This window comes from Pediococcus sp. M21F004 (genome assembly GCF_051122535.1).
Taxonomy (GTDB): Bacteria; Bacillota; Bacilli; order Lactobacillales; family Lactobacillaceae; genus Pediococcus; species Pediococcus inopinatus.
This window is the reverse complement of sequence record NZ_CP177314.1, coordinates 285,234-307,158: the sequence shown is the minus strand read 5'-3', so window position 1 is coordinate 307,158 and position 21,925 is coordinate 285,234. Positions and strand designations below refer to the sequence as shown.

Genomic DNA, 21,925 nt, shown 5'->3' with positions numbered 1-21,925 from the left:
TTATTTTCCCCTCACTGTAGTTCCGATGTTTTGCCCTTCAACAACTTTTTTAATATTACCCGGTTGATTCAAATTGAAAACGACGAGTGGAATATTATTTTCCATAGACAATGAGCTCGCCGTTGTATCCATAACCTTCAAGCCCTTATCAATAATATCCAAATGCGTTAATTCTTCATACTTAACTGCCGAGGAATCGATATTAGGATCAGCCGAATAAATTCCATCAACACCGTTTTTAGCCATCAAGATTGCATCTGCATCAATTTCGGCACCACGTAAAGCGGCTGTTGTATCTGTCGAAAAGTATGGACTGCCTGTTCCAGCTGCAAAAATCACAATTCTGTTTTTCTCAAGATGCCGAACAGCTTTACGACGAATGTAAGGTTCTGCAATCTGACGCATTTCAATCGCTGTTTGAACGCGTGTTGGAACCCCTATTGATTCAAGGCTGTCTTGCAAAGCTAGAGCATTCATAACTGTCGCCAACATACCAATATAATCAGCCTGGACACGCTGCATGCCCATTTGCTCACCAGTTTCGCCACGCCACATGTTACCACCACCACAAACAATGGCAATTTGAACACCCATATCATGCACTTCTTTTAATTCCTCAGCTACTGTTTTGATAACAGGCGGATTAATTCCTGATCCTTTATCTCCTGCAAGTGCTTCACCGCTAAGCTTCATGATTACCCGTTTATATTTAACTTTTGTCATGGTGTTTCCTCCTCGAATTATAATGAACAGTGTTTCATAGATCTTCATTTTTATTACGGGTGACCATTTTTCCAGCAACATTGAACCGGCTAGTCAAATTGGTTTTCCTCGTACTTCTTCCGTTCTAGTTTATCATAAAATAGGGGTGAAGAGCCATCTATCCAGTAATTAAACGAATAAGAATTCATAAAAAGAATGGATGTTTAATTACTTCATAAACTTTAGACATAATTTTCCAGTAACCAAAATTATGTTTAATTTTATACCTATTTTGATAAAAAAAGTGCACCGTCTACACGATGCACCTCAATTTTGAAAATATTAAATTAGTCACCGATTTCCTTTTTTACTTCTTCAGCAAAATCGACTGTTTTCTTTTCAATACCTTCGCCAACTTCATAGCGGATAAATGTTTTCACTTTTCCACCTTTTGAAGCAACATATTTTGCAACAGTTTGGTCAGGATCCTTAACAAAGTCTTGATCATCTAAACTAATTTCAGCCAAGAATTTATTAAGACGACCTTCAACCATCTTAGCGATAATCTTTGCAGGTTTGCCTTCTTCTTCAGCTTCTTTAGATAAAACTTCACGTTCGTGATCCAAAACCTCTGAAGGAACTTGATCACGATTGACGTATTTAGGATTAATAGCAGCTACATGCATAGCAATATCTTTAGCTGTATCATCATCGGCGCCTTCTAAAACTACTAACGTAGCAATCTTGCCGCCCATGTGTAAATATGCACCAAAATGCTCATCATCAGTCTTCTTGATCGTATCAAAACGACGAAGGGTAATTTTTTCGCCAGTCGTTTGGGTTGTTTCGATAATGTCATCGTTGACAGTTCCCTTAGTAGTTTTGAGAGCCAAGGCTTCTTCAACTGTTTTAGGGGCACTCAATGCCAACTGTGCGGTAACGCCCTTTACTAAATCGATAAATTGATCATTAGAAGCAACAAAGTCAGTTTCTGAATTAACTTCAGCAATTGCGGCCTGATCGTCATGAATTTCAACGTCTGCTAAGCCTTCAGCAGCCACACGACTACTTTTCTTTTCAGCCTTTGCAATACCTTTTTCACGAAGAAAGTCGATTGCCTTATCCATGTCACCATCGGTTGCAACTAATGCCTTTTTTGCATCCATCATACCAACGCCGATTTTATCACGTAATTCCTTAACTTGTGATGCAGAAATACTTGCCATAATTATGTCCTCCTTAAAAAATTCAGAATTTCATTAAAAAGGCCATCTCAATCTCAGGCCAAAAAGGTCGAGACTTACGACAGCCTAAAACAAAAACTATTTTGCAGAATCTGCTCCGCCTTCAACAGTTTTCTTGAGACTTTCAAGAGAATCTGTAGAAACTTCGCTAGAAGCAGCACTTTCTTTAGCAGGTGCTGCGCTTTCAGCTGCTGATTGGTCAGCAACATCTTGGTCTTCGCCTTGACGTCCTTCGATAACAGCATCAGCCATTTTTGAAGTAATCAAACGAACGGCACGAATAGCATCATCATTTGATGGAATAATAACATCAATTTGGTCAGGATCTGTATTCGTATCAACCATAGCAATAATTGGAATGTTCAACTTACGAGCTTCTTTTACCGCGATTTGTTCCTTACGAGGATCAACGATAAACATAGCATCTGGAAGATGTGGCATATCTTCAATACCACCTAAGAACTTCTCCAACTTGTCTTTTTGTTTGTTAAGAAGTGAAACTTCCTTCTTTGGCAAACGTTCGAAAGTACCGTCTTCATTCATCTTTTTAAGATCTTTAAGACGTTTGATACGTGTTTGGATTGTGTTCCAGTTAGTCAAAGTTCCACCTAACCAACGATGGTTAACATAAAACTGGCCTGCACGAGTTGCTTCTTCTTCAATTGCAGTTTGTGCTTGTTTCTTTGTTCCCACAAACAAAACAACACCATTATCAGCTGCAATATCTTTTACAAAATTGTAAGCAGAATCAATCATCTTGACTGTTTTTTGTAAGTCAATGATGTAAATACCGTTACGTTCTGTAAAAATGTATGGTTTCATTTTTGGATTCCAACGACGTGTTTGGTGACCAAAATGAACTCCAGATTCGAGCAATTGTTTCATAGAAATTACTGCCATAATAAAAATACCTCCAATAGTTTTTCCTTCCCAACTTTCAAGCGACTTGAGAACTCAATGAGCACTGGTCAAGTCATCCGATTGGGTGTGAATTTGGTTTAACACCAGCAATAAGTATACCGAAAATATTGTCACACTGCAAGTATTACTTTAGAAATTCTGTTTCTGTATAAATAATTGTTAAAAAATAACAAAAAAAGGATTTACACGACTGTGTAAATCCTCTTCATCTAATCGCTATCTAAATTAATCAAAGCTAACTTCATTATCAGCTTTGCCATTTTCGATAAAGCTCTTGTTATTATTTAATGAAATTTGAACCATGTTCTTAACAGCTTTGGTTGTATAGAAAGCTGCATGTGGTGTAATTAAAACGTTGTCACGAGCATAAAGATTGTTGAATGCATCATCATTAATCTTTTCACCCTTATGATCAACATCAAAAATTCCAACTTCATTTTCGTAAGTATCAAGTCCGGCACCAGCAACTTTTCCGTTGTCGAGGGCCCGAATCAATGCATCTGTATCGATGAGTGTGCCACGAGCATAATTGAGAATGTAGACGCCATCTTTCATCTTGCCAAAAGCATCGTCATTTAACATGTGATAGTTGTCCTTCAAAGCAGGCACATGCAAAGTAATTACGTCTGCTTGTTTGTAGATGTCGTCCAAACTATCTACGTAAATGCCTTCTTTTTCCAATTCAGGATTGCGGAAAACATCATAACCAATTACCTTGGCTCCAAAGCCCTTGAAAATATCCATTGCTGCACGACCGATACGACCAGTACCAACAACACCAACGGTTAATTCGTTAAGTTCTTGAGCAATATCTGGTGCCCAACGGAAATCGCCTTTAGCCATTTTGTTTTCAAAGCGTGGTAACCGGCGTAACAAAGCCATCAATGCAGTGACTGATAATTCGGCAATTGCACTTGGTGAATATGCAGGAACGTTAGAAACCTTAATATTGTATTTCTTAACGGATTCAACTGGAACGTTGTCAACGCCAACATTTCGTAAGGAGAATGCGTGGATTCCAAATTCATCCATCTTCTTAAAGATGCCGTCAGTATAAGGTTTTTGCTGATAAGCAACAACCCCGTCATAACCTTTAGCTAGGTCAATATTGTCTTCAGTCAAAAGTTCGGCAACAGCCTTAACCTCAACACTATTATCTTTAACCCATTCATCTAAATATGGTTTTTCATCATCACGAATACCATAAGCAATAATTTTCATTACAAAAATTCCTCCTTAACAAATGTGACTTTAGTATAACACTGAAAACAAAATCATGAAAAGACTTTCACATTTTTGGAAGTTGCACATCATGCAATTTCAAAAAGACAATTTTTGCTGCCCTAGTTTGATGCTTAAAGTGATATTCAGCACTTAACGCATCGTGTTTTTTTTCATAGCTTTCAGAATAAATCAGTCGTACAGGTCGCCTACTCTTGACACGTGTATATTTGGCACCATTTCCTGCATTATGTGTAGCAACCCGTTGTGCCAAATCTACTGTAAAACCACCATATAACGTACCATCTGCGCAAAAAAGTACATAAAAGAAGAACTCACGCTTTTTCTCCACCATAAAGCAATCCCTTCACTTCTGTTGAGTATTCTTTCCCTTCATAAGTATACAATGGTTCCACAAATCGCATACCGCCTGCTCGACCATCTTTTATTGCTTCAATTAAAACCATATTAGCCTCTCCATTTTTCCGTGGATAAACTAGCCGAACTTTTTTTGGTGCTAACCGATATCTTGTCATGACTGACAAAATCTCTGAAAACCGTTCCGGTCGATGCACGAGGTATAATTTTCCGTTCATTTTTAGCAATCCAGAGGCCACTTCTAAAACTTGGTCCAGTGATGTTTTGATCTCATGCCGCGCTATTGCTAAATAGGGGTTCGGATTTTTTTTACTCGTTGTTTGGTCTTTGAAATATGGCGGATTGCAAAGCACATAATCAAACGAATCTTTTTCAAATTTATTAAACGTATTTGCTAAATCCAGGTTAACCATATGAACCTGGTTTTGCAGACCATTTAGTTGAATACTCCGTTGGCCCATATCAGCAAGCCTCTCTTGCAATTCAATTTGAAAGATTTGGCCCTTTGTTTTTTGACTGGCAAAAAGCCCAACAGCCCCATTTCCAGCACATAAATCCATAATTTTAATTTTTGAAGATATTTTTAGATTTGCAAAATCCGCTAAAAGAACAGCATCTAATGAAAAGGAAAAGACGTCTGGGCTTTGAATAATTTTAATATCTTGACTATAAAGTTGGTCAATTCTTTCATTATTATATATTTTTACAGATTCTTTCATTTTTCCCCTTCATCATCACTTGCAACAATCTCTTTTTTTGGTCATACTAAACTTATAAATTAGCATGATAGGAGAATCGTACAGTGCTTTATTCATTTTTAAGAATTTTAATCCGAATATTATTATACATTATCAATGGTCGTCCTCGTTACTTAAACCGAAAGAATCTTCCAAAAGGTTCGTACATCTTAGTTGGTCCTCACCGCACTTGGTTTGATCCAATTCTATTTGCATTAGCGGCTAGCCCTAAGAAGTTTTCGTTCATGGCTAAAGAAGAACTATTCAAGAATCCAATTATTCGTTGGATTTTGGTTAAATGTTACGCTTTTTCTGTAAATCGGAAAAATCCGGGTCCTTCTGCTATTAAAACACCAGTAAAAATTTTGCGTCAAGGAGAACTTTCAACCATTATTTTTCCCTCTGGTTCGCGTCATTCCCAACATTTAAAAGGAGGCGCTGTTGTCATCGCAAAAATGGCAAATGTGCCACTTATCCCAACTGTGTATCAGGGACCATTATCTTTTAAAGCACTTTTTTCTCGAAAAAAAATTACCGTTGCGTTTGGTGAACCGATTTTAATTGATCGTAAACAACGAATGGACGATGCTGGTAGAGATGCACTTGACCAGCAATTACAAAGCGCCTTTGATCATTTAGACAAAGAAGTTGACCCTAACTTCCATTATATCGATATTTCAAAAAAATAAAGCCGAAAACTAGCAATGCTAGTTTTCAGCTTTTTTTATGAAGGTACTGTCTTGGTATTTCCTTGTAACTGATACATGTCAAAGTACATGCCATGCTTAGCAAGTAATTCATCATGCGTTCCCCGTTCAATAATTCGTCCATGTTTCAACACTAAAATTTGATTAGCATCCTGAATTGTTGAAAGACGATGAGCAATCACAAGTGACGTTCGGCTCTGACTCATTTTTCTCAAACTGCCTTGGATCATGTCTTCTGTTTCAGTATCAATATGGGCAGTTGCTTCATCCAAGATTAAAACTTTCGGATCACCAACTACCGTACGGGCAAATGAGATTAATTGACGCTGACCACCAGAGTATTCCGCTCCTCGTTCAATCACTTTGTTATGGTATCCGTTTGGTAATTCTTCAATGAAATGATCTGCTTGAACAAATTGTGCAGCACGGCGAATATCATCATCGGTAATCTCGTCATTATACATACGAATATTAGAAGCAATGTCTCCATAGAATAAAAATGGTTCTTGTAAAACTAACCCAATCTTCTTGCGCAATTCTGCTGCCGGATACTCACGAATATCATGGCCATCAACCAAAATCTGTCCAGACTGAAATTCATAAAATCGCATTAATAAATTGATTGTGGAACTCTTGCCACTACCAGTCGATCCAACTAACGCAACTGTTTCTCCTGGATTAACCGTAAAATTAATGTCATTCAAAACATTATTTTTACCGTCATATGAAAAAGTAACGTGTTTAAATTCAATTTTTCCTTCTGTAATTTCAAGATTCGACTTTTCATTTTGCTTAGGCTGATAATTTTCATTATCAAAAATCCGCAAAATTCGGGTACTTGCTACAAGACCATCCTGAAAAGTCGATAGATAATCCATCATTGAAGACATTGGATTATAAAAGCTGTCAATATAACTTACAAACGCATAGATAACCCCCGCAGCTACTGGTTCCTTAAACGCATTAATTCCAAACAGTCCTAAGGCAATAACGACACCAAGGGCATACATTAAATTAATGATAGGATTTAGTAATAAAGAATTCATCCGAATCATCGAAAACCTAGCAAACAGATAATCATTATTGGTTTTTTCAAATTCCGTTTCAATCCTTTTCTCCTGCCGAAATTGTTGAATAACACCAATTCCAACTAATGATTCACTAATTTTTGTATTTAACTGACTCAAGTTTTCCCGCATTCTTCTGTATACCGTTGAACTATATTTTTGGTAGAACCAAATTATGAAAACCAAAAATGGCAGTAATACTAATGTTGCCCAGGTAATTTTGACATTGGTTGTAAACATCGCCACTAGGGCAGATGCCATTCCGAAAACTCCCACAATAAGAGTCAAAAATAAAGTCCAAAAGTCCTGCAAACTCATCGTATCGTTTGTAACCCTAGAAACAATTGAGCCTGCCGGCGTTGCATCAAAATAACTCATACCTAATTTATGCAACTTTCTAAATAGCAGGACACGCACTCTTTCTAATGTCCTTTCGGCTCCCATGGCGTACAAAAAGGTTTGACCAAACTGAAAAATAGCCTGCAAAATTGCGCCCATAAAATACAAGCCGGCAAACAAGAACATTATGGAAAGCGGCGTTGAACTATGAACCAAGAAATGATCCATATAGTATTGAATCAATCTTGGAAGCAAAATATTGATTACACTCACAATTCCTGCAAAGATAATGGCAACCACAAATTGTTTCCAAAAAGGTTTCGTAAACGGTAGCATCCGTTTAATTGTGTGAAATTGCTCTTTAACGGTCATAGTATGCGACCAAATTGATTCTTTTTTATTCTGCATCTAGTTCACCCTCCTTCGCAATTTTGGTTTCCATTTGCTGCCTATGGAACATATCTTGATACCAACCATCTTGTGCCAATAATTGTTCATGCGTTCCTCGCTGAATAATTTTGCCATCATCCAGGACCAGGATTTCATTTGCATTCATGACACTGCTCAATCGGTGAGCAGCAATAATGGTCGTTTTTCCTTTCCGTTCTTGGCGCAATTCCTGTAGAATCTCATGTTCTGTTTCACCATCAACTGCGGAGAGTGCATCATCTAAAAGAAGTACTTCCGGGTTGATAATGAGCGCCCGTGCAATAGCAAGCCGCTGCCGCTGACCACCAGATAAGGAAACGCCTTGTTCGCCAACCTCAGTATCAAATTGAGCAGGTTGCTCTAAAATATCTTCATACAGATCACTTTTTTTTGCAGCTTCTTCTACTTCTTCATCGGTTGCAGAAAAGTCCCCAAATTTAATGTTGTTTTTAATTGTGTCAGAGAATAGAAAACTTTCTTCTGGAACGTAACCAAGTGAAGGCAAATATGAATTCAACGCATAATCCTTAATATTAATTCCACCGACAGTTATCGCACCTTTATACTCATCAAATTCACGCAAAACAAGCTTCATAATTGTTGATTTTCCAGTTCCAACTTTTCCAACCAACCCAATGGTATTTCCTGCAGATAATTTAAAATTAACGTTATCCAAACTACTTTTTTCATCACCCGGATAAGTAAAGGATTGAATTGCAAAATCTAAATCGCCAGTCGCCCGTTTCTTCACAGCGTGTTTATCGTCAATAATGCTGGATTTGGCGTGGAGTAACAAATTAACCCGGTCGTAACTAGCATTACCACGTTCCATAATGTTAAATAGATTTCCAATCGCAAACATTGGCCAAATTAACATTGTAATATAAGAAATAAACGAAACTAGTTGTCCAATATTGATTACATTATGCACAACAAACGATCCCCCAACAACAAGGGTAATCATGTAAGAAATTCCAATCAAAATTGTGGTCATCGGGTTAAACAGAGCATCCAAAGCATTTACTTTTCGATTAATTTTTATGGTCTGATCAATTAGTTTTTCAAAATCAACTGTATCTTCTTTATCTTGTCCAAGGGATTTGATGACTTTGATCCCCATAATACTTTCCTGCGCTTTATTATTTAGCTTAGAAAATGCCGCTTGTGATTTTCGAAAGGCAATATGAATTTTAGTCCCCAAATAACCAGCAGTTACCGCAAGAATTGGGAACGGAATCATTGCCAGAAGTGTCAATCGCCAGTCAACAAGGGCCATCATGGCAATAATTGTTGTAATCCCTGTAATAATTGAATCGGCAAACGAAAGAATTCCAGAACCCGCAACCTGTTGAATCGCCTGCAAATCATTCGTAGCATGAGCCATTAAATCACCAGTTCGATGTTCTTGATAGAAGGTTTGGTCCATCTGCATGTAGTGGGTAAAAAGGCGACTTCGTAATGTTTTTTCAAGGCGAGCTGCCCCACCAAATATTCTTGAACGCCAAACAAACCGAAAAAGATACTGGAGAATACCAACAGTCGCCAAAATGATTAACGAAAAAACTAGCGTTGACGCACTCAATTTTCTTGTGCTAATTACTTGCACTAAATTACCAATAATCTTAGGCGGTAAAATGTTTAAGACAGCAACAAGCAGGAGAAAGATGACTCCAATAAGGTAATTCCATTTTTCTATCTTAAAAAACCAAGCTAATTTATGAAAGATTGACACGAGTTACTCCTCCTAATATTACTATCTTCTATAATTTGTCCATTTTTTGGCAACGCAAATTGCAAGAACAAGTTAGCCACCCCGCAGGCGAAGTTGCGGGGCATGTCAGAATATCTATTGAAGATTGGAATAAATGATTAAGCAATGCGAGTTTTGCGAGCGCGCGCTGCTTCAATCTGAAAAGCTTTTTCAGGTGTTTGGTACTTTAAGATACGTCGTGGTAGTTGGTTGAGACGTGCTTCAACCAGGGCAACAGTCTTAGGACTAATTGTATCTAATGAATATCCTTTAGGTAAATAACGTCTAATCATGCGGTTATGAGTTTCATTGGTTCCTCGTTCAGAAGAACTATACGGATGGGCATAATAGATATCAGCAATGCCAGTTAAAGCTTCTTCCAAGGTTGTGAACTCCGTTCCATTGTCAGCGGTAACGGATTTGATCAGATCACCAAATTCAGCACAAATCCCTTTAATGGCATAGGCTACGGAGTCAGCATCTTTGCCTTCAATCAAACGAATAAAGTCAAAACGAGTTTTACGTTCAGTGAAGGTCAATAGGACACTTTCATGGCCACTACGTTTACCAACCACGGTATCAATTTCAAAGTGGCCAAATTCATTGCGCTTGTCGACACGCTTAGGTCGTTCTTCAATACTTTTACCAATCAAACGTCGATGTTTATGCGACCAGTGATGTTTCGTACGCCGTCTGGTTTTCTCAAGCAAATCAAGATTGCGGATTTCTAATAATTGCGCATCAATATAGTTATAGAGGGTCTTAGTGCAGACCATCTCTGTACGCTTAAATAAATGATGTTTGTGGGCGAAGCCAACTGCTGCATCAGGTGACCAATGATCTTGATGGAAATGATCATCAAAGTAGGCCAAAAAATTAGTAATGTGTTTGAATTTTAATGGTCGATGACAGTGCTGACGATTCATTTCATAACGAATTTGAGCTGTATCAGGAGCATAGATATTGAAGTACTGTTCTTTACCATTAATCTTCTTTACCTGTTGAACACAGCCACGTTTGAGTTCGTTATTGATAGTTTGATGGCAAACACCAAGTTCCGTCGCAATTTGACGAGCAGATTTGCCTGCAGCAAGCAATCCCGCAATTTTTCCACGTTCAATTGGTGTTAAATGATGACCCTTTGAGTGAGATATGGTAAGCTGTTCTTGCGCCAAGACGAAAACCTCTTTCATTGTTTAGTGTAGGAACTTCAATGATACCTGATTTTTTCGTCTTGGCGTCTTTTTATTTGACCATTTTTACAAGGTGGCTAACTTGATTATAAAATCTGCGCATTTTTTGGCAACAAAAAAAGGACAAAAAATAATCTTTGTCCTTTATCATTCATAAAATCTGTCTAAAACTATTTTTGATGTTTAGATTGGTTCTGCATAGAAGTCATCATTTGATGTAACTTCTTTTGTGATGGTTTTTGTCCCATTTGCAACATCATAGTTCGTAACATATCTTCATTGATTGGAGGATTATTCTTAAGATAGCTTTCCATATATTTACGAGCAGCAAAGAAACCACCTACTGCTCCGACTAATACCGCAATAACGACGATTAAAATCCAAATTCCTGTTGACAATGTCCTAACCTCCTATCAATTATGTATACTACTCTATAGTACACAAAAACTTCGTAAAATAAAAGAGGTCGATCTGATTTATCTATCAGTACCTCTTATTCTATCATTAAATTTAAATAAGAAAAGATTAAATGATTATTACAAAACTAAATGATAAATTTTAATCATCACGAAGACCCTTTTTACGTTGAACTTCTTTCACCTTTTCGGGTGTAACTTCCTTACCGCTCTTGTCAAAAACCTGCATCATTTCAACTTGGCTCTTAAAGCCTTCTCTAAACCGTTTTAAATACCTTTGACGCAGATCTTTTCGCTCAATAATTTCCAAATCTGTTAATCCGTCACTTTTTGCTTTATGTGCTAGTTCATTAATCCGTTTGATTAACTTCTGAAATTCTTCATCTGATTTAGTCAATTTAATCACTCCCGATTTCTTTATACATAATTCTACACTGTTAATGACTTTTTTTCAAAAAAACAAACCCGAACGTTTGTTTGAATACTAAATTTACATATGGTAAAATGAAAGCAAGAAAACGCGAGGTGCTCACAATGTCAAAAACATCTGAAAGCAAGCAATTTGCTGTGCTTCGGTTCATATATGATAAAGTAAACGAAAAAGGATATCCTCCGACCGTCCGAGAAATTGGCGAAGCTGTTTCCTTATCCTCTACTTCTACTGTACATGGCCATATTGAAAGATTGCAAAAAAAAGGGCTTCTACAAAAGGATCCTACAAAACCACGGGCTTTAGAAATTACACCTGCTGGTTTAGAAGAACTGGGCGTTAGTGTAACACCTAACAAAATCCCAGTATTAGGAACTGTCACTGCCGGAGAACCTATCTTAGCAGTTGAAGAAGCCACTGACTTTTTTCCCTTACCACCAGAATTTGAGCATGAGGACGGGGACTTGTTCATGCTAAATATCCGTGGTGAAAGTATGATTCAGGCTGGTATTCTAAATGGTGACCAAGTAATTGTGCGCAAACAAACTTCTGCAGATAATGGCGACATTGTGATTGCAATGACTGAAGAAAATGAAGCCACTTGCAAACGATTCTTTAAAGAATCAGATCATATTCGTTTACAACCTGAAAATGATACGATGGCACCAATTATTTTAGATAACGTCAGTATTCTTGGTCGCGTCGTTGGCTTATACAGAGATCAAATTTATTAAAATAAATAATGGGCTTCAATAAAGTTAGTTTTTTCTATCTTTATTGAAGCCCATTTAATTTAGATCAAAAGAGAAAGTTTTTAGCTAACCATTCACTTGCCTGACGAATGTTTTCAGGTCCCCTACTTAACGTCTGATCAACCAACTTTTGACCGTCATTTATATTTTTAACCAGTGTGATATTTTTAGGTAAGTCACCTAAATTCGAGGAAACTTTCCCTGCTAAAATAATTACCTGACACTTAGGATTTATTTGCAAAGCCATTTCAGCAATTCCAAATGGAACTTTTCCATTTTTTGACTGCGTATCAAATGACCCTTCCCCGGTAATTATAAAATCTGCGTCTTCACAATCTTTTTTGAAATCTAGTAATTCCAAGATTGTTTTAATACCGGATGTCAGCTGTGCGCTAAAAAATGTTTTCAAGCCATAGCTCAAACCACCTGCACCACCAGTTCCCCAATCGTCTGCAAAATCTAGATTCAAATCTTGCTGAACTATTAAGGAAAAGTGGTGGAGATTTTCTTCAAGGATTTTTTTATCATCTGATGAAGCTCCTTTTTGTGTTCCAAATATATTAGTTGCGCCCTCTGGACCTAAAAGAGAATTCGCCACATCATTTAAAACAGTTACCGGTACTGATAGGACGTCTTTTTCAGGTGTCACAATCGTTTTAAGTTCACCCAAGCCGATATTTCCTAGAGGAATTGGTTCTCCAAATTTGTTCAACAACTGGTACCCAAGTGCCATAGCAACACCTGCACCACCATCATTTGTGGCACTGCCGCCGACCCCTAAATAAATCTTTTTGGGGTGATAAGTAAGACAGGCTTTAATGAGTTGCCCAGTTCCATAAGTTGTGGCGCTAAATGGGTTAAGCTCAGAACTATTCAAATGTTCAATTCCACTCGCCGATGCCATATCAATCACAGCCACACCACTATTTGTGATTCCAAATTGGGCTTGAATAGGACGACCTATTGCGTCCAAAACTTCACGAGAATATAGTTCTCCCTTCAAGTGGTCCATAAGCACTGACATTGTGCCTTCCCCACCATCTGCCATGGGCAAGGACACAATGTCAATTTGCTGCTTGGCTTGTTTCAACCCAGCCACAATCTGTTTAGTTGCCAGTTTAGCCGTCATACTATTTTTAAAAGAATCTGGTGCCACAATAATTTTCATCATTTAAACCTTCATTTCACTGCTGCTTTTCCTCATCTAATTCTACTCGGACAATTTGAACATGCTTACAATCCTTTACTTCTACAACCGTATTATACTGAATTAATGTCGCTTTGTAACGGTCACGACGATCAATTTGTAAAATTTCAACTACGAGCTTAGTGCTTAATATGTTTATTATTTTGCCAACAAAAGGATAATCTAAATCATCACAATTCACACATTTTATCAACATTCCAATCTTGAGTTCAGACAGCATTTAATCACCGCCAATCATTAGTTTAACTATATAATAACAATAAGAATACTCATAATACAATCTATAACCTTCGTCATAACGTATTTTCTCGATTGTACTTTCAGTTTTTTTGCGCGATAATATAAGAAAACATCCATACAAGGGGAATAATTATGTTATTTTTGTTCATCATGGCAATTTTTGCACTCATTTTATCCATTCTTAGACTTTCAATGGTCATTCAAAATGGCGAAAATTTAATTTCACCAATTTTACTTATTTTAGTTTGTGCTGGGCTCATTATCTATAGTGGGATTAACCTACCTTTCTGGCATAACTCTAAATCAAATAGCACCACAAATAATACTTCTACTGCGCTAGTTTCCAAATCTTCCAAAGACTTTTCAAGTGCTGGTACAAATGCCTTTCCAGATGGTTCAGACAAGCAGAAAAACGCGGCTCAGTCTGTTAAAGCCCACAATATTCTTACCTCTCTTCAAAAAAATTACAACGGTACAGGAACAGTTACTTTCGTTAAAGGAACTAAGGAATATCGGGTTAAACCAACTAACAAAGATTTTGTCAGCTCGTTAAAGGCTTTAATAAAAACACCAGCTAATGCAAAAGAAGCTAACTTCGATCAAGTAGTCACAAACTTTAAAAAACTTTCCTTATCCATTAAAAAGAATTTAGGAAGTGGCTATTCAGTTTCATTGATGAATCCCAACAAAGAAGATCAGCCAATCTTAACAGCTAAAGATGGTGTCATTACTTATAACTATTTCAAATAATCAGTTAACTAAAAGGGGCCGCGCATCCATCCGATGCACGGTCCCTTTTGTTTTTTTAAACTTCTCGCCGTCGATATAAACGCTGCTGATCTTTTTGACCCGCTAGATAAAACTTAGCAGAATCCAATTTATCATTAGTCACAAAATTATCGTTAGTCAAAGGCATCTGTGAATTAAACATAGTTTCATACTCAGAAATTGAAAGTTCTTCCCGATCTTCTAGCACTTTTTTGATTGATCCACTTTCAATTGCAGTTTGAAAATTTGTTTGAAGAGTTGCCACATAAAACTCGCCTTCCGCTCCAGATCCATAACTGAATAGGCCAATTTTTTGTCCACTTTTCAGGTTCTCACTATTAACTAGGAGAGAAAGTAAGCTTAAGTATAAGGAACCCGTATATAGATTCCCAACCTCACGGCTAAAAATACGTGAATATTCAAATTCTCTTAATAGTTGGTTTGCATGCCGTTCATCGGTCCTATTTAAGACAGATTTCAGGGCCTTTAATCCCATCTTTGTGTAAGGAAGATGAAAAATAACTGCCTGTAAATCGGCAAGTGAAGATTTGGTTTTAGTTTGGTATTCGGTTAATGTCCGATCAAAAAAATCGATGTATTCTTGAGAAGAATACTTACCATCCACTACGGCCTCTGTTGCATATAATGGCCGCCAAAAATCCATGATATCTGCCGTGTAATGGGCGGATGGCTCTTCGATTGCCAAAATTTTAGGATCTGCACTAATGATCATGGCTACCGCACCGCCACCCTGAGTTGGTTCACCGGCCGTATGCAAGCCGTATCGCGCAATATCAGAACCAACGACCAAAACTTTACTGGCTGGATGTGCAAGGACATGATCTTTAGCAAGCTGAATTCCCGCCGTCATTGCATAGCAAGCTTGTTTAAGTTCTACACTTTGAATATCGGCGCGCAATTGCAACAAATGCTGCAGATAGATTGCTGCAGATTTCGAATTGTCGATACCAGACTCCGTTCCAAACAAAACTAGATCAATCTGATCGCGGTTATTGTCATTAATAATTTGGTCAGCAGCATTGGCCGCCATTGTGACCGCGTCTTGTGTATTTGGAATAACCGCCTGTTTACTCTGACCAATCCCAATCAAATACTTTCCAGGTTCTTCATGACGGGCTTTTGCCAACTTCGCCATGTCCACATACCATCTAGGTGTGTAAAATCTAATTCGATCTATTCCAACTTTCACCGCAACCAGCCTCCGTTTTCCGTTAAGTTCTTGCTATAGTTATTTTATCATACTCAATTTAACTGCCAAACGATTCAGAAAACCTTTTAACTAAAACCTAAGCATTGTTCCAATTAATCTATAATATTATTTTCAATCATGCTTAAAACGGCTGGTGGAAATGCATATAAATCATCCATGTTTATCGATCTTCCTTAATTTAACAATACCTATTATTTGTTTAAATGTAATAATTTTGCAGCATTAGTATAGGCAATTTTTTCTTGATCCTTGGCGCTTAAGCCGGCGTCAGCTAAAAATGTCGCTACACCAGTGGGATGATTGTATGGGTAATCTACTGAATACATCAAATGATCGCTACCCATTTCTGTCATATCTAATTGTAATTGAGTGTCAAAAAACATACCGCTGGGCGTAATATAAAAATTGTCTTTATACGTCTGGCTAATACTCCGTTTGAGTTGAACCGTTAGCCCAATTGTTTGATCCATCCGTTCTAGGAAGTTAGGCACCATTTCACCCCAATGACCAGTTATAATGTGCAAATTAGGATGACGATCAAACAATCCAGATAAAATCAATCGAACCATTTGAACGCCAAGATCTTCATGCCAACCCCAGCCAGCACCAGCAAAGGTGAACGCAGTTAATTCTGACCAACTATCACCATCATAATAATGTTCCTTAACGTCATTAGGAATTACCGCAGGATGAAAATACAATGGCACATCTAGTTCCTCAGCCTTAGCAAAAATTGGCTCGTAGAATGGATCATCAAAAAACTTACCATCATAATAGCCGTGAATCATTGCCCCTTGGAGCCCTTTTTCTTTCACGGCCCGCTCAAGCTCTGCAGCAGTGGCTTTCGGATCCCCAACTGGCAGCACAGCCCAACCACCGAAACGATCAGGATTTGTGGCAATTGCATCAGCCAAATCATCGTTAGCCATTCGGCTCAGATCAATAGCCACCTTTGGATCAGGGTTTTATGGTGAATTATCACCATAGCCCATAATTTGCATTTCAATGTGATTTTTATCCATAAATACCAAACGTTTATTACCCACGCTCGTCAACTCTGTATTGTCTCTTTTGGATTTTGCCATAAATTCTTCAATACTGTGATCCTCTGGATTTTTATGTGGGCTGACTGGAGCTGGCATATAAGGTTTAGCTGCTGCATTGACACGTTCTGATTCCCAGTGTTCTTCTAATGTAATAAATTTCATTTTAATTTCTCCTCGTTTTCTATTTATTTAGTATTTACTTTACGAGACCCATAATAATGATTGCCAAAAATAATTAATAGCCTATTTTGTTGTCAAAAGAGTTAAAATGTCACATAAAAGGGTGATGAATATGAAAATTGTTAAAATGCCACTTGCACATGATCAGCATATTGACAAACGCTTACGGGCCACTCAAAATAAGTTGTTCGTAACTTTGAAAACCTATTTTTCAACTAACCAGCCATTCTCTACAATCCGAGTAGGAACCCTATGCAAAGATGCAAAAATCACACGCCAAACATTTTACCGTCATTACGGTAGCATCGGTGAAATTATTACAGTTAGCTGTGTCAGAATGATCAACCAATTTCTCCAGAAAATTGATCAAGCATCCAATTCCAGTCATATTTCTGCACAATTAATTGTAGATGCACTGCTTAACCATCAAACATTATTGGAAATGATGTTTTGGAGTAATGAAGAAGACGCGGTCATACAGTTGATGACTGGCGATATTCTGCGTGCTTACAGTTTCGAAGACATTCACAAAACCCATAAACCTTTCATTGCCGAATTGATGGCTCGCAGTATAATTAGTTTTGCGCAGGTCCTAATAAAATATCCGAATACAAACAAAACAGATTTAATTCGCATTTATAAACGAATGGTCCCGTCGTCTGCCATTTTGGTTACAGAAGACAAAAAATGATAAATATATTTTCTTTTTCGTTACGCAAACAGCTCACCTCATTCCTCTTTTACAATTTAGCAAAATTTTTCAAACAAACATTAAGATGTAAAATCTAAAAGCTAACCACCACGTCAGGCCTAAATAAAGCGTTTTCACTGGCTTTTAAAGAGAAAAAACTTACGATAGTCAGAAATTTATGCTAATGTAAATACCTGTTTGGTAAATAGATAGAAGGAAGTAGAATTATGTCAGAAAGTCAAGAACAAAAATCAGCGGCGTATACTGCCACTGTCCCCGTTAAGCACCCTATGCTAGCCATGATGGGAATGTTAATTGGAGGATTTGTGGGAATGTTAAGTGAAACTTCGCTTAACATTGCCCTTCCAAGCCTAATGGTGAAGCTAAATGTTAGTGTTGGTACAATTCAATGGTTAGTAACTGGATATATGTTAATCATTGGGATTGTCCTTCCACTTTCAAGCTTGCTTACAAAGTGGTTTTCAACCCGCCAACTTATTATTTTTGGATTAGTTGATTTTATCGTTGGTGCTATTATTTCAGCCATTGCACCCAGTTTTACAATTTTGTTGATTGGACGAATGATTCAAGGAATTGCAACTGGCCTGATCTTGCCACTCATGTTCACTGTAGCTACATTAATTTTTCCACCATATAAATTAGGCACAGCAATGGGCTTAATCGGTTTGGTTATTATGTTTGCTCCCGCAATTGGACCCACATTGTCAGGAATTATTTTAGGTACACTTTCATGGCGCTGGATCTTCTGGCTTTTCGTACCTTTTTTGCTTGTTGCAACATTTTTTGCCATTAAGTACCTACCTAATGTAAACAAGCTCACAAAACCCAAAGTTGATGTTCTCTCAATTTTGCTATCCACAATCGGTTTTGGTGGCCTGGTCACAGCCGTAAGTATGGCAAGTAACTATGGTTGGGGATCAGCCGCGGTTTTAATAACTTTAGTAGTTTCTTTGCTAATCCTCTTCGCATACATCTATCGTCAACTACATTCGAAAGCTCCTATCTTAAATTTCCATGTTTTCGAACGTCCTAATTTCAGAATCGGCGCCATTTTGGTGATGCTAGACTTTGGTATTATTCTTTCATCAATGTATCTACTACCAATGTTCTGGCAAAACGGTTTAGCAATTGCCGTTGCATTAACTGGTATTGTTATGTTGCCTGGTGGTGTTGCAAACGCAATATTCTCTGCAGTTTCTGGACGTCTGTATGACCGTTTCGGAGCTCGCCTATTAGCAGTTATTGGTTTCTTAATTGTGATTATTGGTGTCATTATGCTATTATTTGCAACTTCACATTCTGCAGTTTGGTACGTTATTTTGGCCCATATCGTTATTATGATTGGAGCCCCCGTTGCCATGTCACCTACTCAAACATTTGGATTAAATGCTTTGGATGCACATACTGCTGGTGACGGAAGTACAATCATGAATACTTTCCAACAAATTATTGGTGCAATCTCAACAGCTGTTGCTACAAGTCTCCTTGGCTTAGGACAACATGCTTCTTCTTCACCTTTGAATTCACAAAATGCTTTTACAAATGGTGTCCACTTTGGATTATTTTTCACCTTGGCACTAGCAATCATTGCTTTCTTGCTATCATTTACAATAAATGATAAATCAGAAGAAAAATAAAATTAAAATAACTTAATAATCACAAAAAGCTTATTCAGAAATTTATTCTGAATAAGCTTTTTAATTACCTTTTTTCATGTTGATAATAGCGAACTTTTAAGCAATCAAGGATTAAGGTAGCAATGATAATGAGAATGATAACTAGCGCAATCCAAGTCCACGAAACTGATACTGTAATCCAGCCAAAACCAACTAAACATGTGGCTACAATAATATCCAACGCAACCATTGATGCAACCCAGTTACTTGGTCGTGAGTGCCAAAAGGTGCCCTCAGTTCGCGTCATTAAAATTGTTGTCATCGCTGAATAAATTAAATAAAGAAACATAATTGAGCTAATTCCAGCCTGCGATAAAAATGTTTTTGAAACGAAATACCACAAAAGTCCCAATCCAACCACTAACCAGCCAATTGTGAAAATCGCAGCAATTTTTGACAGCTTCGGTAAATCCCAATGCTCAGGGGTTTTCGATGGCACAGCTTGATCTGTACCCAAAACTAAGGTAACCATATCATTCATCACCACGATAAAAACGATTAGGCTTAAAGATACCGGAAAGAACCCTGTAAAAATAAATCCAAAAGTTAGCAGTGCAGCAAGCTCAGCCGTCCGCGCTAATTTAGTAATCGTCCAAGTCATCATTCGACGATAAACACGATGACCACTGTCAATGACTTTCATAATGTCTAACAAACTATCATTGGTTAACACTACTTTCGCCGCATTTTTGGCCACATCAGTTGCCGTGGACACCGCTATTCCCACGTCAGCTTGTTTTAGAGCTGGCGCATCATTAATACCATCGCCGGTCATTCCGACGACCTTTCCTTGTTTCTGTAAGGCCTTAACAACTTTAAACTTATCTTCAGGAAAAACATTGGCGTATCCATCATAGTCAAGCGGATTCTTTAATGCTTCATTAATATCAGAAATGCGATTACCAATCCCAACTTTTGAGGCAATTACCGTTGCAGTTTCTCGCGTATCACCGGTCAACATAATCACTTTGATCCCACGATTACGGATCTTTTGGATTGCTTCTTGCGCATCTTCTTTAGGAACATCTGTCAACCCAAGCAATCCCACAATATTAAGTTTTTGCTCATTCCGAATTCCAACTGCCAAAACCCGCGCACCATTAGCACTAATTTTTTTAATGTCCTGCATATAACTTTCAGGTACACTGCTTATTTTCTGTAAAGCATTGGGTGATCCCATCACTATGTCTTCTGTATGATTATCCACCGTAATCGTTGCAGTTGAGTATTTTACAGACGGATCAAATCCCGTAAAACTGGTTCGAGGAATTTCTTGTAATTTTCGTTTTGCAAATTCATTTCGAATTGCCAGATTGATCGCGTCCGTAGCCGTCTCATCAGTAGCGGTGTTTGCTAGGGCTATTAAATGATCTTCATCATATTTTGGATCATAAATAATCGTTTCGGAAACTTGGGATTGATTTTTCGTTAACGTCCCAGTCTTATCAATCAACAATACATCTAAACTCGCTGCTTCTTGAATTCCCGTCAATCCGGTCACTAGGACCTGTTGTTTAGTGAGTTCCTTTGCCTCCAAAGAATTTGCAACTGTGAAACTAGATGGCATTGAAATTGGAATCGTAGCAATGAAAAGAATTACCAAAAATGGAAGTAATTGTTGCCAAGCTGTCCCCTTTGCAATCGCCGCAATCACTAAAATTACAGCAAGAACAACATCTAAATAGGTAAGATAACGCACAATATTAAATAGCAGAACCTGAAGCCGACCAGGTGCCTCTGACTTTTGTGAAAGCTCTACAGTTTTACCATACGAACTTTTTGCCCCTGTAGCACTGACTTCTGCAATTATTTCTCCGTGCGTAATTGTGGAGCCGGAGGGAACTTTTTCATCAACTGCCACCGTCACATCAGCAGATTCACCAGTGAGCGCTCCCTGGTTAACACTAACCGTGCCCTGAAGCACCTGCAAATCGGCGGAAACAATATCACCGACTCGTTGATGCACAATATCTCCCGGAACCAGTTGCTTTGAAGAAATAAATTGCCAAGTGCCATTTCGACATGCTCGCACTGAAATGCTTAACTTTTTATGCAAATAACCGACCGCATTTTTAGCTCTTCTTTCCTGAATCTCACCATCAATGGCTGAGAACAGTAACAATAAAACAATAACTAGTGCTTGAAACTGTTTCCCTAAAAGAAACTCAAAAATTATTGCTGCCTCGAGGAGCCATGAAATTGGGTCCCACATTCTTTTTAAGGTTCCAACAACAACGCCATCCTCTTTTTCGGTCACTTCATTGGAACCATACTGTTTCAATCGTTGGGCAACTTGTTTTGAAGAAAGACCAGACTCAATTTTAAATGCTTTTTCAAAATTGGAAACTACCGCAGTTTGTTTTTCAATCATCATATAACCTCTCATCATTCTAAAAAAACGCCTACCAAAATTTAATTCAGTAGACGTTATTAATTATCATTGCTGATAATGGTTAAGGTGAACATCATCGCCGCATATGAATTGATTTTAATTTATAAAAAAGGCGATACAAATATAAAATATTTGTATCGCCTTTTTTCGGTAGCCGCCAAATTTACTCGAGTCCAAAAGACTCTGT

Annotated in this window: 22 protein-coding genes and 1 riboswitch; of the genes, 5 read left to right on the top strand and 17 right to left on the bottom strand. The window is 37.8% G+C overall.

Annotated elements, in window-relative coordinates; genetic code table 11:
- The 6 genes from pyrH to ACLHK8_RS01665 all read right to left on the bottom strand — a co-directional run bounded on the left by pyrH (position 1) and on the right by ACLHK8_RS01665 (position 5,185).
- Complete coding sequence (pyrH, locus tag ACLHK8_RS01690) at positions 1 to 723, bottom strand: UMP kinase (RefSeq protein WP_057772032.1); 723 nt, start codon at positions 721 to 723, stop codon at positions 1 to 3.
- Positions 724 to 1,049: 326 nt separating this feature from the next.
- The gene (gene tsf / locus ACLHK8_RS01685) at positions 1,050 to 1,928 is read right to left on the bottom strand and encodes a translation elongation factor Ts (protein ID WP_057772030.1); all 879 of its coding nucleotides are present in this window, start codon (positions 1,926 to 1,928) and stop codon (positions 1,050 to 1,052) included.
- A 96-nt stretch (positions 1,929 to 2,024) separates the two neighbouring features.
- Positions 2,025 to 2,846 (bottom strand): 30S ribosomal protein S2, encoded by an 822-nt coding sequence (rpsB, locus tag ACLHK8_RS01680; RefSeq protein WP_063697254.1) that lies wholly within the window; start codon positions 2,844 to 2,846, stop codon positions 2,025 to 2,027.
- Between the two features lie 246 nt (positions 2,847 to 3,092).
- Entirely contained in the window at positions 3,093 to 4,088 is a 996-nt protein-coding gene (locus ACLHK8_RS01675; protein WP_063697252.1) for a D-2-hydroxyacid dehydrogenase, read from the bottom strand.
- Positions 4,089 to 4,155: 67 nt separating this feature from the next.
- Positions 4,156 to 4,443, bottom strand: a complete 288-nt coding sequence (locus tag ACLHK8_RS01670; RefSeq protein ID WP_063697250.1) for a GIY-YIG nuclease family protein — start codon at positions 4,441 to 4,443, stop codon at positions 4,156 to 4,158.
- Positions 4,424 to 5,185, bottom strand: coding sequence for a tRNA1(Val) (adenine(37)-N6)-methyltransferase (locus ACLHK8_RS01665; RefSeq protein WP_057772022.1), 762 nt, complete (start codon positions 5,183 to 5,185; stop codon positions 4,424 to 4,426). Before ACLHK8_RS01665 ends, ACLHK8_RS01670 begins: the two co-directional genes overlap by 20 nt.
- Before the next feature lie 83 nt (positions 5,186 to 5,268).
- Between ACLHK8_RS01665 and ACLHK8_RS01660 the strand changes: the two genes are divergently transcribed.
- Positions 5,269 to 5,892 carry a lysophospholipid acyltransferase family protein gene (locus ACLHK8_RS01660; RefSeq protein WP_057772021.1) on the top strand — a complete coding sequence of 208 codons (624 nt, stop codon included), beginning with the start codon at positions 5,269 to 5,271 and terminating at the stop codon, positions 5,890 to 5,892.
- A 35-nt stretch (positions 5,893 to 5,927) separates the two neighbouring features.
- Here the strand turns inward: ACLHK8_RS01660 and ACLHK8_RS01655 are convergent, their stop codons facing one another.
- The 5 genes from ACLHK8_RS01655 to ACLHK8_RS01635 all read right to left on the bottom strand — a co-directional run bounded on the left by ACLHK8_RS01655 (position 5,928) and on the right by ACLHK8_RS01635 (position 11,501).
- Positions 5,928 to 7,724 carry an ABC transporter ATP-binding protein gene (locus ACLHK8_RS01655; protein ID WP_057772019.1) on the bottom strand — a complete coding sequence of 599 codons (1,797 nt, stop codon included), beginning with the start codon at positions 7,722 to 7,724 and terminating at the stop codon, positions 5,928 to 5,930.
- The gene (locus tag ACLHK8_RS01650; RefSeq protein ID WP_057772017.1) at positions 7,714 to 9,477 is read right to left on the bottom strand and encodes an ABC transporter ATP-binding protein; all 1,764 of its coding nucleotides are present in this window, start codon (positions 9,475 to 9,477) and stop codon (positions 7,714 to 7,716) included. The genes ACLHK8_RS01655 and ACLHK8_RS01650 overlap by 11 nt, the downstream gene beginning before the upstream one ends.
- A 137-nt stretch (positions 9,478 to 9,614) precedes the next feature.
- On the bottom strand, positions 9,615 to 10,688 hold the full coding sequence (locus tag ACLHK8_RS01645; RefSeq protein WP_434520382.1) for an IS30 family transposase: 1,074 nt from the start codon (positions 10,686 to 10,688) through the stop codon (positions 9,615 to 9,617).
- A 170-nt stretch (positions 10,689 to 10,858) separates the two neighbouring features.
- Positions 10,859 to 11,086 (bottom strand): YneF family protein, encoded by a 228-nt coding sequence (locus tag ACLHK8_RS01640; RefSeq protein ID WP_057772016.1) that lies wholly within the window; start codon positions 11,084 to 11,086, stop codon positions 10,859 to 10,861.
- A gap of 160 nt (positions 11,087 to 11,246) precedes the next feature.
- Positions 11,247 to 11,501 (bottom strand): DUF896 domain-containing protein, encoded by a 255-nt coding sequence (locus ACLHK8_RS01635; protein ID WP_063697246.1) that lies wholly within the window; start codon positions 11,499 to 11,501, stop codon positions 11,247 to 11,249.
- 137 nt (positions 11,502 to 11,638) lie between these two features.
- On the opposite strand from ACLHK8_RS01635, the gene lexA reads away from it, so the two are divergent.
- Positions 11,639 to 12,268, top strand: coding sequence for a transcriptional repressor LexA (gene lexA / locus ACLHK8_RS01630; RefSeq protein WP_057772012.1), 630 nt, complete (start codon positions 11,639 to 11,641; stop codon positions 12,266 to 12,268).
- Between the two features lie 64 nt (positions 12,269 to 12,332).
- On the opposite strand, the gene ACLHK8_RS01625 is transcribed toward lexA, so the two are convergent.
- Both ACLHK8_RS01625 and ACLHK8_RS01620 read right to left on the bottom strand, forming a co-directional pair.
- On the bottom strand, positions 12,333 to 13,457 hold the full coding sequence (locus ACLHK8_RS01625; protein WP_063697244.1) for a glycerate kinase: 1,125 nt from the start codon (positions 13,455 to 13,457) through the stop codon (positions 12,333 to 12,335).
- Between the two features lie 13 nt (positions 13,458 to 13,470).
- A complete protein-coding gene (locus ACLHK8_RS01620; RefSeq protein WP_057772009.1) occupies positions 13,471 to 13,713 on the bottom strand; it encodes a hypothetical protein in 243 nt (80 codons plus the stop codon).
- Between the two features lie 152 nt (positions 13,714 to 13,865).
- Here ACLHK8_RS01620 and ACLHK8_RS01615 point away from each other — a divergent pair, with 152 nt between their 5' ends.
- Positions 13,866 to 14,483: a hypothetical protein gene (locus ACLHK8_RS01615; protein ID WP_057772007.1), complete on the top strand. Its 618-nt coding sequence runs from the start codon at positions 13,866 to 13,868 to the stop codon at positions 14,481 to 14,483.
- A gap of 55 nt (positions 14,484 to 14,538) precedes the next feature.
- Here ACLHK8_RS01615 and ACLHK8_RS01610 read toward each other — a convergent pair whose 3' ends face one another.
- The 3 genes from ACLHK8_RS01610 to ACLHK8_RS01600 form a co-directional block, all read right to left on the bottom strand.
- The gene (locus tag ACLHK8_RS01610; RefSeq protein ID WP_063697242.1) at positions 14,539 to 15,711 is read right to left on the bottom strand and encodes a hydroxymethylglutaryl-CoA synthase; all 1,173 of its coding nucleotides are present in this window, start codon (positions 15,709 to 15,711) and stop codon (positions 14,539 to 14,541) included.
- A 212-nt stretch (positions 15,712 to 15,923) separates the two neighbouring features.
- Positions 15,924 to 16,661: an amidohydrolase family protein gene (locus ACLHK8_RS01605; protein ID WP_082854834.1), complete on the bottom strand. Its 738-nt coding sequence runs from the start codon at positions 16,659 to 16,661 to the stop codon at positions 15,924 to 15,926.
- A gap of 36 nt (positions 16,662 to 16,697) precedes the next feature.
- Complete coding sequence (locus tag ACLHK8_RS01600) at positions 16,698 to 16,940, bottom strand: hypothetical protein (RefSeq protein WP_057772001.1); 243 nt, start codon at positions 16,938 to 16,940, stop codon at positions 16,698 to 16,700.
- A 130-nt stretch (positions 16,941 to 17,070) separates the two neighbouring features.
- On the opposite strand from ACLHK8_RS01600, the gene ACLHK8_RS01595 reads away from it, so the two are divergent.
- Positions 17,071 to 17,649 (top strand): TetR/AcrR family transcriptional regulator, encoded by a 579-nt coding sequence (locus tag ACLHK8_RS01595; protein ID WP_063697240.1) that lies wholly within the window; start codon positions 17,071 to 17,073, stop codon positions 17,647 to 17,649.
- Positions 17,650 to 17,876: 227 nt separating this feature from the next.
- Positions 17,877 to 19,307 (top strand): DHA2 family efflux MFS transporter permease subunit, encoded by a 1,431-nt coding sequence (locus ACLHK8_RS01590; protein ID WP_057771997.1) that lies wholly within the window; start codon positions 17,877 to 17,879, stop codon positions 19,305 to 19,307.
- Positions 19,308 to 19,371: 64 nt separating this feature from the next.
- Here ACLHK8_RS01590 and ACLHK8_RS01585 read toward each other — a convergent pair whose 3' ends face one another.
- A complete protein-coding gene (locus ACLHK8_RS01585; protein ID WP_434520381.1) occupies positions 19,372 to 21,717 on the bottom strand; it encodes an HAD-IC family P-type ATPase in 2,346 nt (781 codons plus the stop codon).
- A 43-nt stretch (positions 21,718 to 21,760) separates the two neighbouring features.
- A riboswitch (Fluoride riboswitch) is annotated at positions 21,761 to 21,828 on the bottom strand.
- Positions 21,829 to 21,925 lie beyond the last annotated feature (97 nt).